The 23,179-nt window shown below is 36.9% G+C and carries 22 protein-coding genes; 6 read left to right on the forward strand and 16 right to left on the reverse strand.

What is annotated here, in order from left to right:
* Position 1: 1 nt before the first annotated feature.
* Entirely contained in the window at positions 2-682 is a 681-nt protein-coding gene (locus tag PB1_RS13965; RefSeq protein ID WP_004437870.1) for a DUF4912 domain-containing protein, read from the reverse strand.
* Between the two features lie 329 nt (positions 683-1,011).
* Between PB1_RS13965 and PB1_RS13970 the strand changes: the two genes are divergently transcribed.
* Positions 1,012-1,401 (forward strand): hypothetical protein, encoded by a 390-nt coding sequence (locus tag PB1_RS13970; protein WP_004437872.1) that lies wholly within the window; start codon positions 1,012-1,014, stop codon positions 1,399-1,401.
* Positions 1,394-1,900, forward strand: coding sequence for a hypothetical protein (locus tag PB1_RS13975; RefSeq protein ID WP_004437875.1), 507 nt, complete (start codon positions 1,394-1,396; stop codon positions 1,898-1,900). The genes PB1_RS13970 and PB1_RS13975 overlap by 8 nt, the downstream gene beginning before the upstream one ends.
* 72 nt (positions 1,901-1,972) lie before the next feature.
* Here PB1_RS13975 and phoU read toward each other — a convergent pair whose 3' ends face one another.
* From phoU to PB1_RS14030, 11 genes are all read right to left on the reverse strand, one after another.
* The gene (gene phoU / locus PB1_RS13980; protein ID WP_004437877.1) at positions 1,973-2,632 is read right to left on the reverse strand and encodes a phosphate signaling complex protein PhoU; all 660 of its coding nucleotides are present in this window, start codon (positions 2,630-2,632) and stop codon (positions 1,973-1,975) included.
* A 78-nt stretch (positions 2,633-2,710) separates the two neighbouring features.
* Entirely contained in the window at positions 2,711-3,481 is a 771-nt protein-coding gene (gene pstB / locus PB1_RS13985; protein WP_238533145.1) for a phosphate ABC transporter ATP-binding protein PstB, read from the reverse strand.
* Between the two features lie 97 nt (positions 3,482-3,578).
* Positions 3,579-4,457, reverse strand: coding sequence for a phosphate ABC transporter permease PstA (gene pstA, locus PB1_RS13990; RefSeq protein ID WP_004437881.1), 879 nt, complete (start codon positions 4,455-4,457; stop codon positions 3,579-3,581).
* Entirely contained in the window at positions 4,457-5,407 is a 951-nt protein-coding gene (pstC, locus tag PB1_RS13995) for a phosphate ABC transporter permease subunit PstC (protein ID WP_004437883.1), read from the reverse strand. Before pstC ends, pstA begins: the two co-directional genes overlap by 1 nt.
* Before the next feature lie 72 nt (positions 5,408-5,479).
* Complete coding sequence (locus tag PB1_RS14000; RefSeq protein WP_004437885.1) at positions 5,480-6,457, reverse strand: PstS family phosphate ABC transporter substrate-binding protein; 978 nt, start codon at positions 6,455-6,457, stop codon at positions 5,480-5,482.
* Between the two features lie 254 nt (positions 6,458-6,711).
* On the reverse strand, positions 6,712-8,841 hold the full coding sequence (locus PB1_RS14005; RefSeq protein WP_050979104.1) for a peptidoglycan D,D-transpeptidase FtsI family protein: 2,130 nt from the start codon (positions 8,839-8,841) through the stop codon (positions 6,712-6,714).
* Positions 8,842-9,086: 245 nt separating this feature from the next.
* Positions 9,087-10,310 (reverse strand): MFS transporter, encoded by a 1,224-nt coding sequence (locus PB1_RS14010; RefSeq protein ID WP_004437888.1) that lies wholly within the window; start codon positions 10,308-10,310, stop codon positions 9,087-9,089.
* Between the two features lie 199 nt (positions 10,311-10,509).
* A complete protein-coding gene (locus PB1_RS14015; protein WP_155816460.1) occupies positions 10,510-12,639 on the reverse strand; it encodes an RNA degradosome polyphosphate kinase in 2,130 nt (709 codons plus the stop codon).
* A gap of 36 nt (positions 12,640-12,675) precedes the next feature.
* Entirely contained in the window at positions 12,676-14,217 is a 1,542-nt protein-coding gene (locus PB1_RS14020) for a Ppx/GppA family phosphatase (protein ID WP_004437893.1), read from the reverse strand.
* A gap of 208 nt (positions 14,218-14,425) precedes the next feature.
* On the reverse strand, positions 14,426-15,034 hold the full coding sequence (locus PB1_RS14025; RefSeq protein ID WP_004437895.1) for a superoxide dismutase: 609 nt from the start codon (positions 15,032-15,034) through the stop codon (positions 14,426-14,428).
* Between the two features lie 248 nt (positions 15,035-15,282).
* On the reverse strand, positions 15,283-15,765 hold the full coding sequence (locus PB1_RS14030) for a DUF456 domain-containing protein (RefSeq protein ID WP_004437898.1): 483 nt from the start codon (positions 15,763-15,765) through the stop codon (positions 15,283-15,285).
* 220 nt (positions 15,766-15,985) lie between these two features.
* Between PB1_RS14030 and PB1_RS14035 the strand changes: the two genes are divergently transcribed.
* A complete protein-coding gene (locus PB1_RS14035; RefSeq protein WP_004437900.1) occupies positions 15,986-16,753 on the forward strand; it encodes a DUF1189 domain-containing protein in 768 nt (255 codons plus the stop codon).
* A gap of 18 nt (positions 16,754-16,771) precedes the next feature.
* Here the strand turns inward: PB1_RS14035 and PB1_RS14040 are convergent, their stop codons facing one another.
* Both PB1_RS14040 and PB1_RS14045 read right to left on the reverse strand, forming a co-directional pair.
* Complete coding sequence (locus PB1_RS14040) at positions 16,772-18,484, reverse strand: methyl-accepting chemotaxis protein (protein WP_238533146.1); 1,713 nt, start codon at positions 18,482-18,484, stop codon at positions 16,772-16,774.
* A 98-nt stretch (positions 18,485-18,582) separates the two neighbouring features.
* Positions 18,583-19,803, reverse strand: a complete 1,221-nt coding sequence (locus PB1_RS14045) for an MFS transporter (RefSeq protein WP_004437906.1) — start codon at positions 19,801-19,803, stop codon at positions 18,583-18,585.
* Positions 19,804-19,892: 89 nt separating this feature from the next.
* Between PB1_RS14045 and PB1_RS14050 the strand changes: the two genes are divergently transcribed.
* Together PB1_RS14050 and ispG are read left to right on the forward strand one after the other, a co-directional pair.
* Positions 19,893-20,210, forward strand: a complete 318-nt coding sequence (locus tag PB1_RS14050) for a hypothetical protein (RefSeq protein ID WP_004437911.1) — start codon at positions 19,893-19,895, stop codon at positions 20,208-20,210.
* Positions 20,211-20,343: 133 nt separating this feature from the next.
* Positions 20,344-21,444, forward strand: coding sequence for a flavodoxin-dependent (E)-4-hydroxy-3-methylbut-2-enyl-diphosphate synthase (gene ispG, locus PB1_RS14055; protein ID WP_174269868.1), 1,101 nt, complete (start codon positions 20,344-20,346; stop codon positions 21,442-21,444).
* A gap of 159 nt (positions 21,445-21,603) precedes the next feature.
* Here the strand turns inward: ispG and PB1_RS14060 are convergent, their stop codons facing one another.
* Positions 21,604-21,969 carry a YybS family protein gene (locus PB1_RS14060; RefSeq protein WP_004437917.1) on the reverse strand — a complete coding sequence of 122 codons (366 nt, stop codon included), beginning with the start codon at positions 21,967-21,969 and terminating at the stop codon, positions 21,604-21,606.
* A gap of 190 nt (positions 21,970-22,159) precedes the next feature.
* Here PB1_RS14060 and PB1_RS14065 point away from each other — a divergent pair, with 190 nt between their 5' ends.
* Positions 22,160-22,735: a hypothetical protein gene (locus PB1_RS14065; protein ID WP_004437920.1), complete on the forward strand. Its 576-nt coding sequence runs from the start codon at positions 22,160-22,162 to the stop codon at positions 22,733-22,735.
* 10 nt (positions 22,736-22,745) lie between these two features.
* On the opposite strand, the gene zur is transcribed toward PB1_RS14065, so the two are convergent.
* Complete coding sequence (gene zur, locus PB1_RS14070; RefSeq protein WP_004437923.1) at positions 22,746-23,174, reverse strand: zinc uptake transcriptional repressor Zur; 429 nt, start codon at positions 23,172-23,174, stop codon at positions 22,746-22,748.
* Positions 23,175-23,179 lie beyond the last annotated feature (5 nt).

A 23,179-nucleotide genomic window follows, 5' to 3' on the forward strand; every position in this document is an offset into this window, starting at 1 on the left:
TTTAGTCCACCATGCCTTCTTTCGTTTCATAAAAACTGTATGTGCTAATATGTTCAACCCACTTAGGCGCACTTTCCCGTCTGTTTTGAAACCATTCAAGTTCTTTCGCCAATTCCCCTGCTTGTTCAACAGCTGATCTAGGTACATGAATTGCATTTGAGCGCAGAAGCGGTAAAAATTTATGATCAGATAATTTTATGCCTAATTCGGCGCAATAACATCTGTTTGGTCTTAATCCTTTAATAAACCAGCTATTTTTATTTTCCGGCAAGAAAATTTCAAATACCTCATGTGCATTGCTCCCATTAAACAGGATGCAAGTCACATCATACAATCTAAGCACAAGCTGAAAATGAGCGAACGGCCTCTGATAATAATGAGAAATCAGTTTTTGCTGCTCTTCTGACAGGCGCCAAAAACTGTAAAGTTTATTTGGCGAAACGAGCCAAATACAAAGATGATCCTTTTGATCGACATGTTTATTTTTTTTCGCAATAAACAATGGTTTCTCTTCTTTATTATGTTGGATTCGAGAACGGGTGACATGGCGTAAAGGTTCGGCTTTCTTTTTCATATATTTCTTCCACTGATATTGAACTTTCCCGACGGTCGTATTCAGCTCAAGAGCAATTTTTCGAAATGACAGGCCTTTTTTGCGAAGCTTGACAATCTCTTCTATCATCTATAGAGGCACCTCATTTCTATAAACTATAAATTGTATGAAATTAAAAACTGAATATTCTTTGTATTAATGTTAGCATTGACCGAATGGCTAAACAATGAACGCATTTTGTCGGAATTTGTTTATGCCAGTTATGTCAAGTACAACGAAAGATAAAATATTTTGTTTTCGACAACAATGGTGCAGTCTTTTCATATTTCGACAGTATCATTTCATAAAAATCTGATTTTTTGCGTCCATTTTCTTTAAACAAAAATCCTCGAATTTTGTCATATGTATGATAAAATATTATTGTTGTTTGTTACTTCTATTATTTCGGGGTGTAATTTATGGAGTGGATTTTTGCAGGACTCCTGATATTTTCAGTTCTTCTCTTATTAATTTCATTGTTTATAAGTGATCCATTAAAAAAGATCCGCGAAGAGATCGATGAGCTTTCGATGCAGCAAATTAAAGAGCTTTATCAAATTAAGAAGAAATTAAAAATATTAGAAGAGGAATTGCTGATCAGCGACGAAGATATCAAAAAAGCATTTACAAAACCTAATATTCCTAAGGAAAAGAAAGAAATACATGCTATCATTCGCAATCAAGTTCTTCTGTTGGCGCAACAAGGTCTTTCTATAGAACAAATTGCAAAGCAATCTTCGTTAACAGTTGATGATGTAAACACAATCTTGCACGATTTTATTCAAATCCGGGGAGAAAACGATGAATAAAAGAAAGGTCAGAGCGTTTGCTTTAGGGATTCTTTTTTCTGTAAGTCTGATTGGAACGTATTATTATTATTTTCAAATTGGAAATGAGTCGATAAGCAAAGCAAAACAAACACTTGAAGATAAAGGATTTATTGTATTGTCGCAATCTGAATATACAAAATTACAGAAACAATTACATCGAAAAAGCGAAGCGGAACAAAATCAGGAAACCGCCAAAAATGTTAAGAAAAGTATACATACTGAAAATGATAATATACAAGCTTCCGATTCAGACGCTGAAGAAAACAACGTAATTTCTTACGAGTTAAAAATAACGAGCGGGATGAACACCGAACAAATCGCTACCATTCTTTCAAATGTCCGTATTATCGAAGATGCTGAAGATTTTGAGGAATATTTAAGTGAAAACGGCTACAGTACGAGAATACAACTAGGGACTTTTCATTTAACAAATAAAATGGATTACAGCCAAATTGCCAAAATTTTGACAAAAAGTTAACAGGGTCAGATCCCTCCAATTTCTATTTTCATTGTTGGAAGGTGTCAGACCCTTTTTAGTAAACCTCTTCATTTAATTATTTAAGTCGAAGCGTCTGCCTTTTACAAGGTAAAAAATACTCTCCGCAATATTAGTGATATGGTCTGCCGACCTTTCCAAATACCGGGATATAAAAGATAACTGGGTTATTTGCGGGAGAAATTCAGGTTTTTGCTGGTTTAACTGTAATAAATCCCGAATTGTTTGCCCATATAAATCATCTACTTCATCATCCATTTCAGCCACCTTTTTTGCTTTTACTACATCCTCCTCAGTAAAAGCTTCCAGCGACATCCTTAACATTTCAGTAGTAGTTTCATGCATTCTCTTGATATGCTCAATAGGTTTCACTAACGGCTCGTTTCCAATTCGGATCGCAGATTTTGCGATGTTGACCGCATAATCGGCAATTCTTTCAATATCAGTTGCTATTTTGATTGCTACAATAATGCGTCTTAAATCGATGGCAACAGGCTGTTGTTTTGCAATGAGCAATATGGCCAAGTCATTGATTTCTTCCTCTAAAATATCAGCTTCTGTATCATCTTCCATTATTTTGATCGCTAATTCAATGTTCTTTTCTTCCAAAGCCTTAACTGCTCGCGATAACGCATTATTTGCAAATTCTCCTAGTTCTATAAGTTTGTTTTGCAATTCTTTTAAATCATATTCAAATCGTTCCCTAACTACCATGTTAAAAACTCCCTTCGTCCTCTTAATATTGAAGAAAAATCGTGCGAAACGTGATATTCCGCACGATTGATCCGATAATTAGCCGAAACGACCTGTAATATAATCTTCCGTACGCTTATCAGATGGGTTAGAAAAAATTTTATTTGTATCAGAGTATTCGACTACTTCGCCGTTTAGGAAGAACGCAGTCTTATCGGAAATTCGGGCTGCCTGCTGCATGTTGTGTGTAACGATGATGATGCTGAAATTTTTTTTCAATTCTTGGACAAGTTCCTCCACCTTTAAAGTTGAGATTGGGTCTAATGCTGAAGTAGGCTCGTCCATTAATATGACATCAGGTTCAATAGCGAGACAGCGTGCAATGCAAAGGCGCTGCTGCTGCCCGCCAGATAAGCCGTATGCATTTGTATGAAGACGGTCCTTTACCTCATCCCAAATCGCAGCTCCTCTAAGACTTTTTTCAACGATTTGATCAAGAATCTTTTTGTCACGGATGCCATGAATCTTTGGGCCATAGGCAACATTTTCGTAAATTGACTTAGGAAACGGATTTGGTTTCTGGAATACCATTCCTACTTTTGTGCGAAGCTCTTCCACACGATAGTCGCTATCAAATATATTTCGCCCGCGGTAAGAAATTTCTCCGGAAGTTCTCACCCCAGGTACAAGTTCAATCATTCGGTTTAGTGTCTTAATATACGTCGACTTTCCGCATCCTGACGGACCGATAATTGCCGTTACTTCATTTTCGTAAATATCAAGATCTATATTTTTTAATGCGTGATTGTCACCGTACCATAAGTTTAGTTGTTTTGTTTCATAAACAGCCTTTTTTTCCTTTTTTGGCATGTTTACTGTCTCATCCTTGCTAAACGTCTTTTTTTCTTTTTCAATAGTTATGTTCATATTGGAAGCCTCCTTTATACTCAAAAGCATAAATGCCATTTTAAAATCTTTTTTGAAACTTATTGCGGATCAATACCGCAACAGAATTCATTAAGATCAACAATGCAAGCAATACGATGATCCCAGCAGCCGCCAATGCATGAAACTCTTCCTGCGGGCGGCTGGTCCAGTTATAAATTTGCATCGGAAGGACAGTAAACATGTCAAAAACTGTTTTTGGCAAAAAGGCCAGGAAAAGTGGCAGCCCGAGAACGACAAGGGGAGCTGTTTCTCCGATAGCACGGGATAAAGCCAAAATTCCTCCAGTTAAAATTCCCGGAATGGCAGCAGGAAGAACAACTCTGACAATTGTTTGCCATTTCGTTGCTCCCATTGCGTATGAAGCCTCTCTTAAATCTTTTGGCACTGACCGGATTGCTTCCTGGGATGCGACGATAATAATTGGCAAGATAAGCAGGCTCATAGTCAATCCTGCAGCAAGTACGCTTCTATCTAACGCAAGTGCACGTACGAACACCGTTAATCCTAATAGCCCAAAAACAATCGAAGGAACTCCGGCAAGATTCGATATGTTCACACGGATAAGATCAGTAAAAGAATTTTTCTTTGCGTATTCCTCTAAGTATAAAGCAGTACCAACTCCGAGAAATAAGGATACCGGTGCTACAACGGCCATGAGCCAGATGGATCCTATTAAGGCGGTGTAAACCCCTGCTTGTTCTGGCTTTCGAGAAGGAAAACTTTGTAAAAATTGAAGATCCAAATATCCAATTCCTTGAGTGAATATCCGATACAATAAAATGCCAAGTACGAGCAAAGCAAACATTGTAGCTGCAAAAAACAGCGCCTTAAAAATTTGATTCGAAACCAGTCTTGGTTTCATCCGATTCAAGACTCTGGAATGATCAATTAATTTCATTAGTATTCCTCCCTAAAACGGCGAGAGATAAATTGTGCAAGCAGGTTCATTGCAAGAGTAAATACGAACAATGTTGTACCGACAGCATATATACTGTAATAAATAGTAGTGCCGAAGCCGGCATCACCCTGACTGACTTGAACAATGTAGGCTGTCATTGTTTGAATCGAACTTGTTATGTTCCAATTTAAGTTTGGAGTTGATCCACCCGCTACTGCTACAATCATCGTCTCTCCAATTGCTCTGGAAGTGGCCAAAACAATAGATGCAATTATCCCGGAGATAGCCGCCGGAAGAACGACTTTCATTGAAACTTCAAACTTTGTTGAACCTAATGCAAGGGCCCCTTCACGCATCGAATTCGGAACGGAAGACATCGCATCTTCTGATAATGATGCAATCATTGGCGTGATCATAATTCCGATGACAATTCCCGGGCTCAGCGCATTAAAGACTTCCATGGAAGGAATAAACTCTCTTAATATCGGTGTGACAAATGTCAAGGCAAAGAATCCGTAAACGATCGTCGGGATTCCCGCTAACACTTCGAGTATCGGTTTGATAATTCGTCTGACTCGATCAGATGCATATTCACTCAAATAAATGGCTGAAGACAATCCAACCGGAACAGCAACCAACACTGCGATAATCGTAACTTTTAAAGTTCCGGAAATTAGCGGCATTATTCCATATGAGCCTTGAGTTTCAGAAAATGGATACCACGATTTCTCTGTAAAAAATTCAACAATTGAAACTCGATTAAAGAATGTAAACGTTTCAAAAATTAATGTAAATACAATGCCGATTGTTGTTAAAATGGAAACGATCGCAGTCAGCAACAATAGAAAAGGTACAACTTTATCAGCAACCCCATTTGCACTTTTCTTTCTTTTCTTAGCCTCAATCATTTCTTGTACGGAAATGGATTTGTTTGTTGATTGGTAGGCCAAAATAAAAACCCCTTTCATCCACACAACAAGATGAGAAGCCAAAATTAGCTTCCCATCTGTCAATTGTTTATCTTACTTTAGACCTTCTAGTGTTTCAAGACCTTTTTTATACTCTTCATCCGGAAGTTTTACGTAGCCAACATCTTCAGAAAACTTGCCGGCATTTTCAAGCGTAAACTTCACAAAATCATATACTTCCGGCTGCTCTTTCACTGCTGAATTTTTTACATAAGTGAAAAGCGGACGAGAAAGCGGTGAGTATTCTCCACTCTTAATTGTTTCGTTTGTTGGTTCTACAGGACCGTTTCCGCCATCAATCGGAACAACTTTTAACTTATCTTTATTTTCTACATAGTAAGCATAACCGAAGTATCCGATCGCATTTTTGTCACCTGCTACACCTTGCACTAGTACGTTGTCATCTTCTGAAAGTGTAGCACCCTTAACGATAGGCGCACCGCCAAGTACTACTTCATCGAAGTAATCGTAAGTACCGGAATCTGTACCAGGAGAATAGAATTTGATTTCCTCATCAGGCCATCCTTGGCGGACATCTGACCATTTTGTAGCTTGGCCAGTCCACATTTTCTTTAATTCTTCAAGTGTTAAGTGGTCAACCCAATCATTATCTTTGTTTACTACTACAGAAAGACCGTCATATGCTAATTTAAATTCAGTGTATTCAATTCCTTTTTCTTCAAGCTGTGCTTTTTCTTCGTCTTTAATTGGGCGGGAAGCATTGCTTAGTTGTGTTTCACCTGCGATAAAAGCTTCAAAACCGCCGCCTGTACCGGAGGATCCAACAGAAACTTTAACTCCAGGCTGTTCCATTTGATATTCTTCAACAACAGCTTCCATAATTGGATAAACTGTAGATGAACCGTCGATTTTAATTTCACCTTGAAGCTGCTTATTTTCTTCACCAGCTTGTTCTTCAGTTGCGCCGCCGTTTCCGTTGTTTTGGTTTTGGTCAGCATTTCCACAAGCTGCTGTGAATGCTAGCACTCCGCTTATCATCGCCGAAAGTGCTAAGAACTTTAAGCTTTTCATTCCTTTATTCCCCCTAAGAGATTTCGTTGTTTTGTCCTACATGTAATAGCATAATGTTAAACTATTAATTCGGTTTTAACAAATTGTTAAGGTTTTGTAAATTAAGGGTGAATAATGAAAAATTGTGTCGAAAAAAAGGGGTAAATCTTTTTGGATATATAAATATTTATTTTCTATGAAGAAATTTATGATTAATATTTCCAAATTTAAAAACTGACTCATGATTTGAGACAGTTTTTATTGTAAACAAGCAATTATTCCCCGTGTTCATTTTCTTTGCGGATCACTTCCTGTCCTTCCTGGACATCTTCAATGTTTTCTACTTTTTGAACCGTGTTTTCAGAATTTTTATTTTCTTCCTGGCGTTTTTTCTTTAGATCAAAATAAGCATCCATTACTCTTTCGCCAATTTTTAAATTTGCCTTATGGTCATAATTCCCTTGAAAAGCCCATGGCACTAAAACAGCCATGGCAATTTCCGGGTTATCGGATGGTGCATAACCGACTAAGCTCAAATTCATTACTTCAGGCGGTTCTTTTCCGAATTTTTTCCGGTCCGGCCCGTCATAAAATGCTTCCGCAGTACCGGTTTTGCCTGCTGGATAATAATTTTTACCGCCAAAGTACCCCACAGCTGTACCTTTTGGCTCCTGCATGACTTGCCTGAATCCTTCTTGAACGCGCTCAATCCATTCTGTTTTCATGTCAATCCGATTTAAAACCCTTGGCTCAATTTCTTCAATAATTGGACCGAGTTCATCTTTATCCATAACAGGCTCTCTAATTTCCTTAACAATATGAGGCTGAATGCGGTAACCGCTATTGGCAATGGTTGATACATACTGGGCCAATTGCATGTTTGTATACGTATCATACTGACCGATGACTAAGTCAAGAAGGAAACCGGGTTTTTTGTCTACTCCTTTAAAACCCACCATTTCATTTGGCAAATCAATTCCTGTTCTTACTCCGAGCCCAAATTGGCTAAAGGATTGGCGTATCGTATCAAAGGCTTCTTCTTTAAGAGGCAGCGGCTGATCATATTCATACCGCCCTTCCCCGATTTCCACGGCAATTTTGAACATATAGACGTTTGATGATCTTCTTAGCGCATACAAATCATCAATAAGCCCCATCGTTTGCCATGATTTCTTTAACGGCGTCCCCTTGATTTTCATTGGAGCATCCAAAAGATATGTTCCTGGCTGAATCGCACCTGTTTTGTATCCTGTTAATACAGTGGCCCCTTTCACGGCAGAGCCAACGTTGTAAGAAGTGGTAATATTTCCAAGGGCATCATCCTGCAATTCTCTTTTTCCGGTTTTTTGATCTTTTACGATGCGTTTTCCGGCCATTGTCAAAATTTCACCGGTATTCGGATCCATTAAGACTACATATGCCCTGTCAAGCAATGAAGTTCCCGGGTAGCTCTTTGCCTTCCATAATTCTTCTTCAATAATTTTTTCAACAGCAAGCTGAAGGTCCATATCGATCGTTAAGACGAGATCTTTTCCCCTTTGCCCCTCTGAAATAACTTCTGTTTTTAATACATTGCCGGCTTTATCCGTTATTTTCTTCACTTTTGCTTTTTGTCCATGAAGAACGTCTTCATACTGCATTTCAATATAGCTTTTCCCTACACGATCATTACGGTTATAGTCTTTTGATAAATAGTAATCCAATTGCTCCTTTGGAAGCCCTTCGTCCGATGTAGACACATCACCGAGAACGGATCTCAATGTTTTGCCAAAAGCATAATAACGGTCCCAGTCTGTCGTTGTATCCACACCCGGCAGCTTTTCAAGGTTTTCACTGACGACCGCAAATTCTTCAGGTGACACATCTTTATTTTTCACAATCTGAGGAGTCAATGCATAGCCGCTATTAAATTCACTGTAAATGGCAAGGACTTCTAAATCATCTTTTGATAATTGGTTCAGTTCTTCGTCTGTTATCCGTTCAAGCTGAAGTTTATATATGTCTTTATCGTCAAGCTTTTTTTCTTCAAACAGTTTCCATTCTTTATCCGTAATTTTTGCTTTCGCTTTTTCAGGATTCTTCAAAATCCAATAATCCTTTTTATCCCGCTCCTGTACTTTGGAATAATCCTTGTGAATAAACTTTGCAAGCTTCTCTGCCACTTTCAGCATCTCTTTTTGGCTTGTTCCCTGACTTTTTGTAAAAGTGATTGCATTGAGAGGAATGTTGTCAACAATCACTTTCCCATTGCGGTCGAATATTTTGCCGCGCGGAACCGGATTGTTTACCGTAATATCTTCCGTTCGTTCAATTTCGCGTTTAAAATCATCGCCATATACAATTTGAACAACTCCAAGTCTTAAAATCAGCAATGAAAACAAGAGAAATACAGCAAAAAACAACATATTTAACCGAAACGGAACATGTGTCTTCTTTTTTTCTTTTTATTCAATTTATCCCACACTTCCTTATTATGATGCTCGCTCTCGACAATTTTCGCTCAACCCTTATTGTATATAAATTAAAAGTAATTTTCTATTACGGAAATTTTTCACAATCCGGTTGCTGAAAAATAGAAAGAAAAAAACGGGAGATGGATACTCCCGCTCAAGTTGAAATTCAAGTAAAACTCCCCACAGTATGGTTCTTGCTATCCGTTAATGCGGGATAAATTGATGTTCCGCACAAAAAAATAAATGCATGTATGCCCTGCGCCCAGCAGCATTAGCAGTACCGGTATGCTCTTCTCTTCATTAAAAAAAGTAACCGCCAGCAAAAATAGTAGGATGGAAACAATTCTCCCCGCGTTTAAAAAAATTTCCCTGACAACAATATACTCGATTCTCATTTCAGCTGCTTTCCATCCTTTGCCGATCACATCATATGTAAGAGACATGTACGGAACAAGCAAAATCGGATAAGCGATGGCAATCGTGGCTGCATAAAGCAAAAGCTTCGGATACGTAACATCAATAACAATTAAGAATATGGCTGCATAAAGAAGAATCCCGCCCAATAAGATTGCTTTTTTCCGATTTTCTTTTTTTATTACTCTTGAAACGCTGTAATATCCAATAAACGCAATTCCTGAGTTAATGAGGCCGAATGTTCCGAGAGCAAATTCGCTCCCCGTTGAAATAAAAACATACATTGAAATGACAAATACGAACGTACCCTCTCTTAAACCTTGAAAAAAATGTGCATCCGTGATTAGGCGCCAATTCTTATTGTATTTTCTCTCGTATAGTATGCGTTGAAACCAATAACGCCCCTTTGAAGGTCTTCGTTCTAAAAAAAAGCTCAGCAACACTGCCGCAGAAAACAATGTTAACGAAAGTCCAAACACTACTGAATAACCTGTAAAATTTTTTAAACGGGAAATGATGTAACCTGCAGCAATTGGTCCGATCATCCCGCCGGCAGATGTTAGAATTCCGAGAAATCCATTAAAAAAATCCCTTGTTTCCGGTTCTGTTATTTCAAATGTCAATACGTTAAATGCAAGCCAGTAAAACCCATATCCGATCCCTAAGAGCCCTCCGAGCAATAAAATAAAATCCGGGGCATTGGACCCAATAACTAAAACAAAAATATAAAATAAAGCTAAAAAAATAACTCCTATTCGAAGAACTATAACACGGTCCACTTTTTTTGCCCAACCACCGGCAATGATAAAGGTGATCGGTTGTAAAACAACGATGGCAAGGTTATACAGTCCAATATCGGAAAATTGTCCCGATTGTTTCCATAGATAAATATTAACAAACGTATTGGAAAGCGATATGCTTAAAGAGTATAACCCTCCGATCAATAATAGCAATGTCAAATCCCTATTTAGCTCAACATCTCCAATCAAAAATTTTAACTTACTCATAAAAAAACTCCCCTTTTTACTCTAAAGGGTAGTTTCTGACAAAACCCAAATACATATGCACTTTTCGTAAAACTAAATACTTATTATGGGTCAGCCTCAATCTTTAGTTTAAATTTTAAAAAATCCCAAAATAATGTAAGCGGTTGAACAAACTTAATGAAAATCATTCCTTGAGACCATTTTTAAATTTTTAAACCGATTATTCTTCATCATCAGCTACTTCGTATGCCCATTCAAAAAAAATCATTTGGCTGTCTATATCTTCGTCATCTGGATTTTTCTTTACATAATAATAACATCCATATTGGTCTTGTTCGCGGGCTTTCACATTTTCACTTAAGAGAACGGTTAATATTCGTTTTAGCCTCTCCTTAAGTTCTTGATTATAAACAGGGAAAGCAATTTCAACCCGCTTTTCCATATTTCGTGTCATTAAATCCGCTGAGGAAAGGAGGATTTTTTCTTCACCGTTTTGATGAAAATAATAAATACGGCTATGCTCTAAAAACCGTCCAACAATACTGCGGACCCGGATATTCTCACTAACCCCTTCGATACCCGGACGAAGGCAGCATATTCCTCGAACGATAAGGTCAATTTTTACTCCAGCCTGTGAAGCTTCATAAAACTTCAAAATTATTTGCTTATCTGTTAATGAATTCATTTTCGCTATAATCCTGCCATTTCCAAATTGTTTATGATACTCAATTTCTTTGTCAATCAGCCGGATGAATTCATCACGAATATCGAAAGGAGACACAGAAAAATGGTAAAAGTCTGGTTTTTCCATGAATCCGCTTAAATAATTAAAAAAATTTGTTGCATCGATTCCGAATTCAGGATTTGAGGTAATGAATCCTAAATCGGTATAGACTTTTGCTGTTTCTTCATTATAATTTCCAGTTCCCAAATGAACAAAACGTTGGATATTGCCATTCATTTTGCGAACAATGAGTGTGATTTTGCTATGGGTCTTTAATAATGTTTTCCCATATATAACATGGCAGCCTGATTTTTCAAGCTCTTTTGCCCAATGTACATTATGTTCTTCATCAAATCGTGCTTTCAGTTCAACAAGGACAAGTACTTGCTTTCCTTTTTCTGCTGCCTTTTTTAGATTTTCAATGATTGGAGAATTTTCACTGACTCGGTAAAGAGTTTGTTTAATGGCCATAACATTAGGATCCTCGGCAGCACACCGTATAAAATCAATAACAGGTTCAAAAGATTCATAAGGATGGTGAAGAAGGATATCTTTTTCAGCGGCAACATCAAAAATATTCTCCTTCTTCCCGCTTATTTCATTGATTAGATCCTTTGATGGCTGGGGAATTAATGTTTCAAAAGTCAGATGTTCCTTTAATGGAGCAATTTGTTTATAAAAACTAAATAAAAAAGATAAGTCAAGAGGACCGTTTAAGAAATATGTATCCTTCTCGTGTATTTCCAATTCACTTAATAAGTAAGCAAGAATTTCCTGATCAATGAAATTATTTGATATTTCCAACCGGACAGCTGCTCCCCAATTTCTCTTTTTTAGCTCTACTTCGATTTCTTTTAATAGGTCTCTCGCACCCTCTTCATGTATTTCTAAATCTGCATTCCTAGTAATGCGAAATTGTGTCACGGATTCAACGTGCAACCCGCGAAACAATTTATGGACAAAGTGGATAATGAGATCCTCAATTAAGACAAATATTTTTTTATCGCTTTCGATTTCATTTGGAACTTCTACGAACCGTTCAAATCCTCTTGGTATTTGTACAATTGCCAATTTTTTTTGGAGAGTTGATTCTTCCCTCTCATCGGATAAAACTACTGCAAGATTCATACTTTTGTTAGCCAGCAAAGGAAAAGGCCGGTAAGCATCAATAGCCATTGGTGTTAAAACAGGAAAAATAACTTGATCAAAATGTTTTTCCAGGTCAATTAATGCTTCTTCCGGAAGTTCTCTAATTGGAAGAAAGAAAACATTTTCTTTTTCCAACAAGGATAATAGCTGTTTAAACGTTTCGTATTGTGTATGCACCAAGTCATGGGTAATTTTCGCAATTTCAGTTATTTGTTGTTTCGGAGTTAATCCGGCTTTATTTTCAGGTTTTGTAAACCCTGCTTTTATCTGGTCTTTAAGACCTGCCACTCTAACCATAAAAAACTCGTCCAAATTTGAACTAAAAATGGCCAGGAATTTAAGCCTTTCAAGTAAAGGATTTCGTTCATCAAGTGCTTCTTCTAAGACTCGTTTATTAAAAGCTAGCCAGCTAAGTTCCCGGTTATTAAAGTAAGCCGGTTGATTGAAATCATTATACTCTGTCAAATTCCATCTCACTTCTTTCACCACTGGGATTTATATTTATTAAAAAAATTAACTTAGCCATTTAAAATCTAAGATTATCGATTTTCCAAGAGCATTTTCTAAGTGCTTGATCTGTTTTTCAGCTTCCTGTTGTTCCACTTTCCAGCTCTTATTGCAATAAAGCTCCAGATGTAAATTATCTTTTCCTTCTGAAAATCGTATATCCTGTACAATCTCTCTTTTGGTGCTGTTTAGAATAAATGAAAATTTTAATAGTGCACCAAAGACCCTTAATTTATGTTTTTCTTGTTTCGTAAACCATTCTTTAAATGGCTGAACATATTGTTTAAAAGAAGTCTTTGAATGATAAGAAGCTAATAAAGCAATTTTTATACGATCACGGTGGGAAACTCCATCGATATTTCTATTCGATAAAATATAAAATGTATGCTGGCTTGCAGAATCTCTTTCGATAAACTCTCCTAAATTGTAAATATAACTGGCGCATCGCAAATCATGTATATCATTTTCATTAACTTCAAATATCCCAGTTTTACGTATTGAATCCAAAAACATCATCACTGTTTTAGTAACGGCTGACCTTTTTTCCATATCTATTTCGAATTCAATAGCCAATTGACGCAGACTTTTTTCCAACGGGTGCTGGTTATTGTATTCATTAATAATATCGTCCCTTATTTCATTAAATAAAATACCTTCTCTAATCCCTTTTTGACTGAATTGAAAAAACGGTGCATTCACAATCTGATAAATTGTCAAAAAAACTTCAATAGCAGGAATAATTATATCTGCTCGTTCTTTTGATAGTCCCTCGACGTTTTGAAGTTCCGAAAAGGATAACGATGTTAATTTTTCTTTTACATTCAAAATATCTTTCAAATTCATTTCATATTGATGGATCGAATCAATTGGATAGCTCTTCATTGCCTGGTCAATCTTCCCCAAATTTCTGGCACTCCCGCCAATTCCAACAATCGGCAGCCGGCAATTTTCCAGCCAATCAATTTCCAGAAATTTAGATCGTAAAAATGCTGCTAAATTGTTCATCTCATCACTAGTAGGAACTTTATCTTTAATAAATTGTTTTTTTAATGTTAATGCCCCAAACGGAAAACTATGAGAATGAACCATTTTTCGATTTAAGAATTTGGTTATTTCCGTGCTTCCTCCGCCAATATCAATTGTTATTCCATCTTGTATCCAAGTTGAGTTAATAATACCAAGAAATCCATAAAACGCTTCTTTTTCGCCGGATAAAATATCAACAGAAAGCCCAATTTCGTCCCTTGTCGATTTCTTAATTTCTTCTCTATTTTTTGCCTGCCTAATCGCAGCTGTAGCAACAACTTTAATCAATGTTCCTTTATGCAAAGACACAATCTCTTTAAATGACTTTAAAGTGTTTTTCAGGATTCCCTGACCCTCGGAAGTTAAAATGTGTTCATTATTCAGATAATTTTGAAGACGCGCTGAAACTTTTATATTTTCGATTTCCTTTAAAACGTATTCCTCAATATGCAGGTAAATAACTAATCTAATCGTGTTAGATCCTATATCAATAATGGCTAATTTCTTTTCCACGTTTTTCATCCTTGTTATTTATTTCCTTCTGGCTGAAGAAGGTATGTGCTTATCTATATTATATTATTTATTGTTGAAGTTGGTATGAAACAAATCGGCTTTAATAAAATTTATGAAAGAAAAAGTACACCACTTTTAAATAAGTGATGTACTTATTTCACTGATTGCATAATATTATTAATTTGACAAAATACCCTCTGCCTTTTTTCTTAGGTTATTATTTTGCATCGCTGTAACGCTTAGCAACTTCAGCCCAGTTAATCAAATTGAAGAATGCGCTGATATACTCAGGACGACGATTTTGGTATTTTAAGTAGTAAGCATGTTCCCATACATCCAAACCTAAAATTGGCGTTTTGCCTTCCATTAAAGGAGAATCCTGATTTGGAGTGCTGGTCACTTCAAGTTCACCATTATTAACAACAAGCCATGCCCAGCCTGAACCGAAACGGGTTGCAGCTGCTTTTGTAAATTCCTCTTTAAAGCCTTCAAAGCTTTCAAATTTGCTGCTAATCGCATCAGCTAATTCACCAGTCGGCTCACCGCCGCCGTTTGGAGAAAGGATTTGCCAGAATAAAGAATGGTTTGCATGACCTCCTCCGTTATTGCGAACAGCTGTACGAACAGCCTCAGGTACTGCATCGAGGTTGGAAATAACCTCTTCGACAGTTTTTGAAAGAAGCTCTTCGTTTCCTTCTAAAGCATTGTTTAAGTTTGTAACGTAAGTGTTATGGTGTTTTGTGTGGTGGATGTTCATTGTCTCTTTGTCGATATGAGGCTCCAGTGCATCATAAGCATAAGGTAATTGTGGTAATTCAAATGCCATTTTTTATTTCCTCCTTATGTAAAAAATTGTTTTTTGCTTTAGAACACTTTTTATTTGTAAAATTCCGAAAAACAATATGATTCTAAAGCTCTTTATGTTAAGATTACCAAAGTTGGGGAATCGTTTCAAATAAAATGCTCATTCAAGAATCATGTTTTTTGTTAAAGGTAAAACATAGACAAATTTACATTTCCCCCCCTCGCTAAAAAAATTATACAGGAAAAAACTATACGGCTCCAATCATCTTTCTAGACGACTGCAAACACAAAATAGATAATCATAATTGCTTGAATGATACCTTTTACAAAGACACTGCTTATAAATCCGACAACAGACCCAAAACCGATTTTTACGGCATCTTTAAAATCTTTTTTATTTACGAGCCACTCAGCGATGATCGCTCCCAAAAACGGGCCGATTAAAATGCCAAAGATCGGAATGATAAATGGTCCGGCAAGAATCCCGATTGTGCTTCCCCAAACCCCTGCTTTTGAACCGCCGTACTTTTTTACCCCAATTAAATTTGCAATATAATCTGCAATAAAAAGAAGAATCACGAACAGCCCTTGTATTAGCCAAAATATCCAGTTGAACGGTTCGAACGAAAAGAAAATCCCATACAGCAAAAATCCGCCCGCAATAAAAAGTACGCCCGGAATGAAGGGATAGACTAAGCCAATAAAAGCAATAGCAAACATTAAAATAATAATTGTCCAATAAATGTACCCCATACATAACTTCCTTCATTAATATAGTGAAAAGTAAGAAGAGTTTCCTCTATAAAAAATATTTTACCATAATCTTGCTTCTTTTTAACAACCTTGGCAATATTTAAAGTATGAACTTTTTTTAATTTTCCTAACTGTTTCCATCAAGTTGTTAACATGTTGTACAATAGCGAAGATAAAGCTAAAATAAAACCGTAAAACTTTTGTAAAGGCGTGTCATGTTATGAATCTTTTTAAGCAATTGTTTAAGAGCCTGTATTCTCCAAAGGATATTGCTCTTTACCGCTATCAGGGCATTGGAAAGACGATTCTTTATGTTTTCTTTTTAACTTTGTTATCAGTGATCCCGAATGTCTATTATTTCTCAGCTGCTGTCATAAACGGATTAAATGCAGCCCAAACTGCAGTAAAAGATCAGTTTCCCGAGTTTACAATTGAAAATGGGAAGCTTGAGGCTCGACAAGATGAACCTATCATTATCAATCGTGACGATTTTGCAATTATTTTTGACAGTACCGGAAAAATTAACGAAGACGATTTTTCCAAGGAAGATAATGCAATCGCTTTTTTGCAGAATGAAATATTTTTTATCGCAGGTGGAAATACTCAATCATATCCGTATTCAATGTTTACTTTTCCAATAACTAGTTCAGACCTTCAAGAATTTTTGGATACGATTGACTCGGTAACATGGATTATGCTCGTGATTATGGCAATCTTCATTTACATTTTTTCAGCCGGTATGAAATTTATTGAAATTTCCATTTATGCTTTATTTGGGCTTTTGTTTAAAAATATGACAGAAAAAAATTTGCAGTACGGTCAATTATGGAGAATGTCAGCGTACTCTGTAACATTGCCGACGATCTTTTTCACGATTATGGCAGCATTGCAAACTTCCGTATTAAATGGATTTCTTATTAACTGGTTTGCCTCACTTATTGTACTGATCCTGACAATAAAGGAGGTTCCAAAGCAAAAACAAATTTAAACGCGCCAAAAGCGCGTTTCATTTTTGTTTCGAAAATTGAAATTGTCTTGTAATTTTCTCAAGTGACTCCGATAGTTTTGTTAATTGCTCGCCCGCAGCATGGCTTTTCTTTACTTTTTCCATTTGTTCATGTGATGCAGCCATCATTTCTTCAGCACTTGCCAGCGTTTCTTGAGATACTGAGGCAAAATTTTCCGAAGTCTTTTCCATTTTCGGCAAAGATTCATTTAAGACATTCAATTCCTCTTGAACCCCCATAATCATTCCGCTGACATGTTCTATCTCCAGCATTAAAGAATCAAAAGCTTTCTGGCTGGTGGTTGCTGTATCGATATAACTTTTTACATTTGTTACCAGTTTTTGGAATTCGTATGTTGCATGATATGAAATGGATTCCATCTCTGAAATGGTTTTTGTAATATGCTCAGTAGCTTCGGTCGATTGCTCGGCAAGTTTCCTGACTTCATTAGCAACCACGGCAAATCCTTTCCCTGCTTCACCTGCTCTTGCGGCTTCAATCGTCGCATTTAAGGCAAGAAGTTTTGTTTGCTCGGCAATTTTCTGAATTAATGTCACTACGTTGGCAATGGAAGCTGAATAATTTTTTACTTCCTCAACTGCAGACTTAACTCCTGTAAATTCATTCTCAAACCCGGTAATCGTATTTACCATTTTTCCAACGCTCTTTTCTCCGTTTTCAGCGGACTTGTTCATTACTCGAGTTTTTTCGATAATTTGATTCATGTGGTTAAAGATTGTGTAAATAGAATTTTTCATTTCTTGAAATCTTTGAATACTTTCTTCAGAACTTCCAGCAGTTTGTTCCGCCCCTATTTTAACAACATGGATTGCTTCAAGAAGCTGTTCATTTTCTTCAAGAACTTGATCGGACACTTCCCTGAGTTCTTTACCTGTTGTTGAGAGATTTTTCGTTGTATTTGAAATATTGGATAAGAGCTCTTTCATCTGGCCAATCATCGCATAGAAGCTTTTCACTAGTGATGTGATTTCAGGTGTTGTCGTTTTGACTTCAACATGTAAATCTAAATTGCCTTCCCTTGCTTTTCTCATGACCTCCCGAAGATCGGAAAGAGGTTTTGTTAAACTTCTAACAAGCAGGACTATAGCAAGCGAAGTTAGCGAAAGGCTTATGATAACCAAAATAAATATGTATTTTGCCATCTCGAGAATGTTTTTCATATAGTTCTCTTGCGGGATTGCAATGACATAAATCCCTTTTAACTCTTGCACCTTATGAAAAGAGATCGTATAAAGTTCACCATTGATATTCTCGTGAAGAATTCCATTTTGTTTTTTACGGATCTTTTCAAGCAGCGGTTCATCGAATTTTAATTTTGTGTTTTTATTTATGTTAAAAGGGTTTATTTCTTTATCGTCAAGAACAAAATACTCTCCCTTTAATCCATCTTTGGCTAGTTCCGAATCCTGCCCCTTTATGACTTGATTCATCCTTTTGAAAAACTTCTCTTCATCGCCTACATATATCATCATCAAATTTTGTGCGATTGCATATACAGTCTTAACTTCTCGTTCTAATCTTTGTTCCATCAATAAAATTGTTGTCTGCTTTGATTTCATAAACGATATGTAAGCAACGGAAGAAACCGTTAGAAGCAGTAGGCTTAAAATTAAGATTAACAAACGGGCCTGCAAAGTAATCTTGGTTAATATTTTGTTAATCCAATTTTCTTTAATAATCTGAATGTTCATCCAAGGCAAAAAAATGCACCCCTCCCATAATAATCAAAAACATTATCGCAAAAAAATGTTAAGAAATTGTAAAGAAACAATAAGATTTTCATAAAACATTACTTTTGGCCATTGCGCAATAATTGAATCATGGAAAAATATTCTTTTCGATTACGAAAAACGAAATAGAGAAAACTTGCCAAAAGGATTAAAGCGGGATATATAAAAATTCTTTCAGCCTCATCCATCCAGCCCTCGAAAACAACCGGCCCTAACGCTACGCCAAGAAATCGAAATGTTCCATACAGGCTGACGACAAATCCCCGTTCCGAGTCCTGAACAGAAGAAGTAACAGCCGTATTGATGGACGGCAAAATAAACCCCATACTTCCGAATGCTAATGTTATGAAAAATAATAAAAGTGAAAATGAGTGAAACAAAATTAAGACAATAAAACAACCAACCATCAATATGTTTCCAAGAAAATGAAGCTTATTCAATTCTTCCCGGTTTGCTTTAAGCCGTTTTCCTGTCCAATAAGAGACAATAGTCATAGCCCCAAGCGGAAACAAAAAAGTGATGCCTTTAAAAAATCCATCAATGTTATACGTTTCTTCAATTAAAAAAGATAGATAATATAGCATACCGAACATGACAAACATGCTGATCCCTCCCGAAAGATACAGAGGAATAAGGAAGTTCCTTTTCTTATTAAAAATTTTTACAATTTTGATCGAATATTTTTTAAGCGAAAAGAAATCCTTTCCGCTTTCAACTTTTGGAACATATTTTTTTATGCCCCAATAGGAAACTATGGCCGTAACAGGAAACAAAAAAAATGCCAGAAACCAGAACTTTAATGCAGCCAAAGCGCCGAGCACGGGCGCTATCACCTTGCTAGCTCCGTTATAAACTTCCAATACACCAAGTACTTTGCTGCGATTTTCGTTGAAAATATCTCCAACGAGAGCCATGGCAAGCGGTGTTGTGCCTGCTGCCCCGAATCCTTGAATGATTCTCCCTGTTAACAACACTGAAAAACTTGTTCTGTTTGATGGAATCAGCCCGCTTAATCCGCAAATTAAACTTCCTAATATTACAAGAAGCAGCGACAAAAGGATAATAAGCCTTCTCCCCCACCGATCGGAAAGAAATCCGATAAATGGGATGATAATTGCTGCAGGGATGCTGAACATACTTAAAATAAGACCCGCTTCAAAACCTGAAAGATTGAGACTTCTTTGGATTTCCGGAAGTATTGGTATAAGCATCGAATTCCCAAGTACCATAACAAAGGGCAAAAGACCGATATAAAAAGTTAACAAACTTTCCTTTTTCATTGATTCTCCCTCCAATTATTGAAAAGAAGGTCTATTAATACATGGACAAGCATACATATTGGCAAAACCCCTTTTTGGAGGATTGCAATATGAAGCGTTTAATTGGATTACTTGCTGGATTATTAGTGATATATGTGATTTATTATGACTTAAATCATGGTACTCTACCCTCCGTTAAAGAACAAAAAATTGAAGCATACAATACAGTGCAGCCATCCATACCATATTTTGAAAAACATGTTGAACCTGGAGATACTGTATTATCAATTGTTGAAAAAAAAATTAATGGGCCCCTCCCTGTTTCTATTTCCGAAGTAATACAACATTTTCAATTGCTAAATGATGGGAAGAGACCGGAAGATATTCAAATAGGGAAAACATACAGATTTCCTGATTATAATAAATAAAGACGTGATAACTATTCAAAAAGACGATGATTCTTGTCAATGCAAGTTGTTCACTGATACAATGATTTTATGTGGACTCGCTTAATTATTTTGAATCCATTAATTATAAAGGAGCGAATCACCATTGAGTGAAATTATACATCGTACAAAAACCCGGCCGATAAAGGTTGGAAATTTAACAATTGGCGGTAATAATGAACTTGTTATCCAGAGTATGACAACAACGAAAACGCACGATGTGGAATCAACAGTTGCGGAAATAAAACGCCTTGAAGACGCGGGATGCCAGATTGTCCGTGTTGCATGTCCGGACGAAATAGCCGCAAATGCAATTCCAGAAATTAAAAAACGCATCAATATTCCGCTTGTTGCCGATATTCATTTTGATTATAAATTAGCCTTAAAAGCAATCGAAGGCGGGGCAGACAAAATCAGGATTAATCCAGGAAATATCGGAAAGCGCGAAAAAGTGGAAGCAGTCGTAAAAGCAGCGAAAGAACGGGGAATTCCGATTCGTATCGGAGTAAATGCCGGCTCACTTGAAAAGCGCATTTTAGAAAAATATGGATACCCTACAGCTGACGGAATGGTTGAAAGCGCACTTCACCATATTAAAATTTTAGAGGATCTCGACTTCCATGATATTATCGTGTCAATGAAAGCCTCTGACGTAAACCTTGCCATTGAGGCTTATGAAAAGGCAGCAAGAACTTTTGATTATCCTCTTCATCTAGGCATCACCGAATCGGGAACATTATTTGCCGGTACCGTGAAAAGCGCTGCAGGGTTAGGTGCCATATTAAGCAAAGGGATCGGAAATACTCTCAGAATTTCTTTAAGTGCAGATCCTGTTCAAGAAGTAAAAGTCGCCAGAGAGCTGTTAAAAGCGTTTGGACTTTCATCAAATGCCGCAACTCTTATTTCCTGTCCAACATGCGGACGAATTGAAATTGATTTAATCAGCATTGCAAATGAAGTCGAAGAATATATTGAAAAAATAAAAGCTCCGATTAAAGTTGCGGTGCTTGGCTGTGCAGTAAACGGTCCCGGAGAAGCCCGCGAGGCAGATATCGGCATAGCGGGAGCCCGTGGTGAAGGACTGCTTTTCCGCAAAGGAAAAATTGTCCGTAAAGTACCTGAAGAAACAATGGTAGAGGAATTAAAGAAAGAAATTGACCAAATTGCTGAAGAATATTTTGCAAAGCAAGCAAAAGAGACTGTCGAAAAGGTGTAGCAATAACTTGAACAGGAGCTGACTTATATGGGTCTGACTCCCTCAACGATAAATATATTATTGTATGGTTTAATCAGTGTTTGTCTATATGTTATATGAAGGGGTCTGACCCTTTGCTTTGAGTCAGCCCCTTTTTGCATGCTCCTATTTTTGAAAAGCTTAGAAAAACGGCCTTATAAAAATACCGAAAATAATTGAGACAACACCAATGCCTATTGCCCAGCTGCCTAAGCTTTCTGCTCCTCTTCTGCGTGCGATAAAACCGAGAATAATCCCTGCAGCCCCGAATAATACCGGCCACACGAACAAAGAAATGATCGAAAGTGCCAAGGCAGCAAATCCAATCCCTTGTCCGCTTGCAGTTTCTTCATCCCTCTGTTCATCATTATCCCAGTCACGTCTTATCGCGGCAGTTTCAGCAATTTCAGCAGCGGTTTCTTCGGTATAATCTGTATCCCCGAGGCGATTCCCCTCGCCTATTTGGTTACGGTAGCGATTATCGGTCATTTGTTTCTCGTCTTCCATGTTGATCCCTCGCTTTCAGATGTGGAGCATTTATATTGTTTGCGAATCACCTCTGTTTCAATATGTCAATTTTTTCATATCGTTGTTTCTAAAAGGAATATTAACAAAATAATACTTTGGCCATTTTATCTAATCTGTTAAGATAATAGTAATGAAATAGGCGTTTGGCCCTCATAAGGAGAAATGCAAAATGAAGAAACGGTTTGGTATTGATATTGACGGTACTGTCACACACCCAACTTCCATAATTCCTTTTTTAAATGAAGCATTTAACATGAACATCACGCTTGATGATATTAAACAATATGATCTTACACCTCTTGTCGATTTGCCGGAAGAAGAATTTGCAGAATGGTTTCTTTCTATGGAGCCCGTCATTTATTCCGAATCGCCATTAGCCGAAGGAGCAAAATCAATTTTAGAAAAATGGCAAGGGAAACATGATCTTTATTTTATCAGTGCACGGGGAAATCATCTTCTCGATATCACAAAACAATGGTTTACAAAACAAGGAATCATCTATGACCATATTGAATTAATTGGTACACATGATAAAATTGATGCAGCAAAAAAATACAAATTGGATATATTTTTTGAAGATAAACATGACAATGCAGTCATGATCCATGAAGAATGTAAAATCCCAGTTATTTTATTTGATACACCTTATAACCGGGAACCGATCCCGAAAGGAGTTATCCGGGTCAGCAATTGGTTTGAGGCATACACGTGGGTCCAAAATTGGCTGAATAAGGGCGGGGTCTGACCTTTTGCTTTCAAGTCAGCCCCAAAACTTGCAAACATTCCGGACATCGACCATATATTTCGAATTTATGCCCGGATACATCGTATCCTTTTAAATTCTCATTCAAACTGTTCATTGGACACGTATCAATTTCTTTTGTCTTTCCGCAATCGAGGCAAATAAAATGGTGGTGGTGTTCATTGCGGGAACATGTAAATCGAAAATTTTTTTCACCTGACAGCTCTGTTGTTTCCAAAATACCAAGGTCGGCAAACAAAGATAAATTCCGGTAAATCGTGTCAAAGCTAAGTCCCGGGTATCGGTCTTTCAATCCTTCTAAAACATCTTTTGCGGTCAAATATTTATCGCTTTCAGAAAATAGCTGAAGCATATCTTCTCTTTTTCCCGTATATTTATATCCATTCTCCTTTAACAGCTGTAAAGCTTGTTCTACATTCATTCCTC

This window comes from Bacillus methanolicus PB1 (genome assembly GCF_000262755.1).
Classification (GTDB): Bacteria; Bacillota; Bacilli; order Bacillales; family Cytobacillaceae; genus Bacillus_Z; species Bacillus_Z methanolicus.

Bases quoted from the DNA above. Each gene is read 5' to 3' on its own strand.
- PB1_RS13965 (WP_004437870.1), bottom strand. From the start codon at position 682: ATGATAGAAGAGATTGTCAAGCTTCGCAAAAAAGGCCTGTCATTTCGA.
- PB1_RS13970 (WP_004437872.1), top strand. From the start codon at position 1,012: ATGGAGTGGATTTTTGCAGGACTCCTGATATTTTCAGTTCTTCTCTTA.
- PB1_RS13975 (WP_004437875.1), top strand. From the start codon at position 1,394: ATGAATAAAAGAAAGGTCAGAGCGTTTGCTTTAGGGATTCTTTTTTCT.
- phoU (WP_004437877.1), bottom strand. From the start codon at position 2,632: ATGGTAGTTAGGGAACGATTTGAATATGATTTAAAAGAATTGCAAAAC.
- pstB (WP_238533145.1), bottom strand. From the start codon at position 3,481: ATGCCAAAAAAGGAAAAAAAGGCTGTTTATGAAACAAAACAACTAAAC.
- pstA (WP_004437881.1), bottom strand. From the start codon at position 4,457: ATGAAATTAATTGATCATTCCAGAGTCTTGAATCGGATGAAACCAAGA.
- PB1_RS14000 (WP_004437885.1), bottom strand. From the start codon at position 6,457: ATGAAAAGCTTAAAGTTCTTAGCACTTTCGGCGATGATAAGCGGAGTG.
- PB1_RS14005 (WP_050979104.1), bottom strand. From the start codon at position 8,841: ATGTTGTTTTTTGCTGTATTTCTCTTGTTTTCATTGCTGATTTTAAGA.
- PB1_RS14010 (WP_004437888.1), bottom strand. From the start codon at position 10,310: ATGAGTAAGTTAAAATTTTTGATTGGAGATGTTGAGCTAAATAGGGAT.
- PB1_RS14020 (WP_004437893.1), bottom strand. From the start codon at position 14,217: ATGAAAAACGTGGAAAAGAAATTAGCCATTATTGATATAGGATCTAAC.
- PB1_RS14025 (WP_004437895.1), bottom strand. From the start codon at position 15,034: ATGGCATTTGAATTACCACAATTACCTTATGCTTATGATGCACTGGAG.
- PB1_RS14030 (WP_004437898.1), bottom strand. From the start codon at position 15,765: ATGGGGTACATTTATTGGACAATTATTATTTTAATGTTTGCTATTGCT.
- PB1_RS14035 (WP_004437900.1), top strand. From the start codon at position 15,986: ATGAATCTTTTTAAGCAATTGTTTAAGAGCCTGTATTCTCCAAAGGAT.
- PB1_RS14040 (WP_238533146.1), bottom strand. From the start codon at position 18,484: ATGAACATTCAGATTATTAAAGAAAATTGGATTAACAAAATATTAACC.
- PB1_RS14045 (WP_004437906.1), bottom strand. From the start codon at position 19,803: ATGAAAAAGGAAAGTTTGTTAACTTTTTATATCGGTCTTTTGCCCTTT.
- PB1_RS14050 (WP_004437911.1), top strand. From the start codon at position 19,893: ATGAAGCGTTTAATTGGATTACTTGCTGGATTATTAGTGATATATGTG.
- PB1_RS14060 (WP_004437917.1), bottom strand. From the start codon at position 21,969: ATGGAAGACGAGAAACAAATGACCGATAATCGCTACCGTAACCAAATA.
- PB1_RS14065 (WP_004437920.1), top strand. From the start codon at position 22,160: ATGAAGAAACGGTTTGGTATTGATATTGACGGTACTGTCACACACCCA.
- zur (WP_004437923.1), bottom strand. From the start codon at position 23,174: ATGAATGTAGAACAAGCTTTACAGCTGTTAAAGGAGAATGGATATAAA.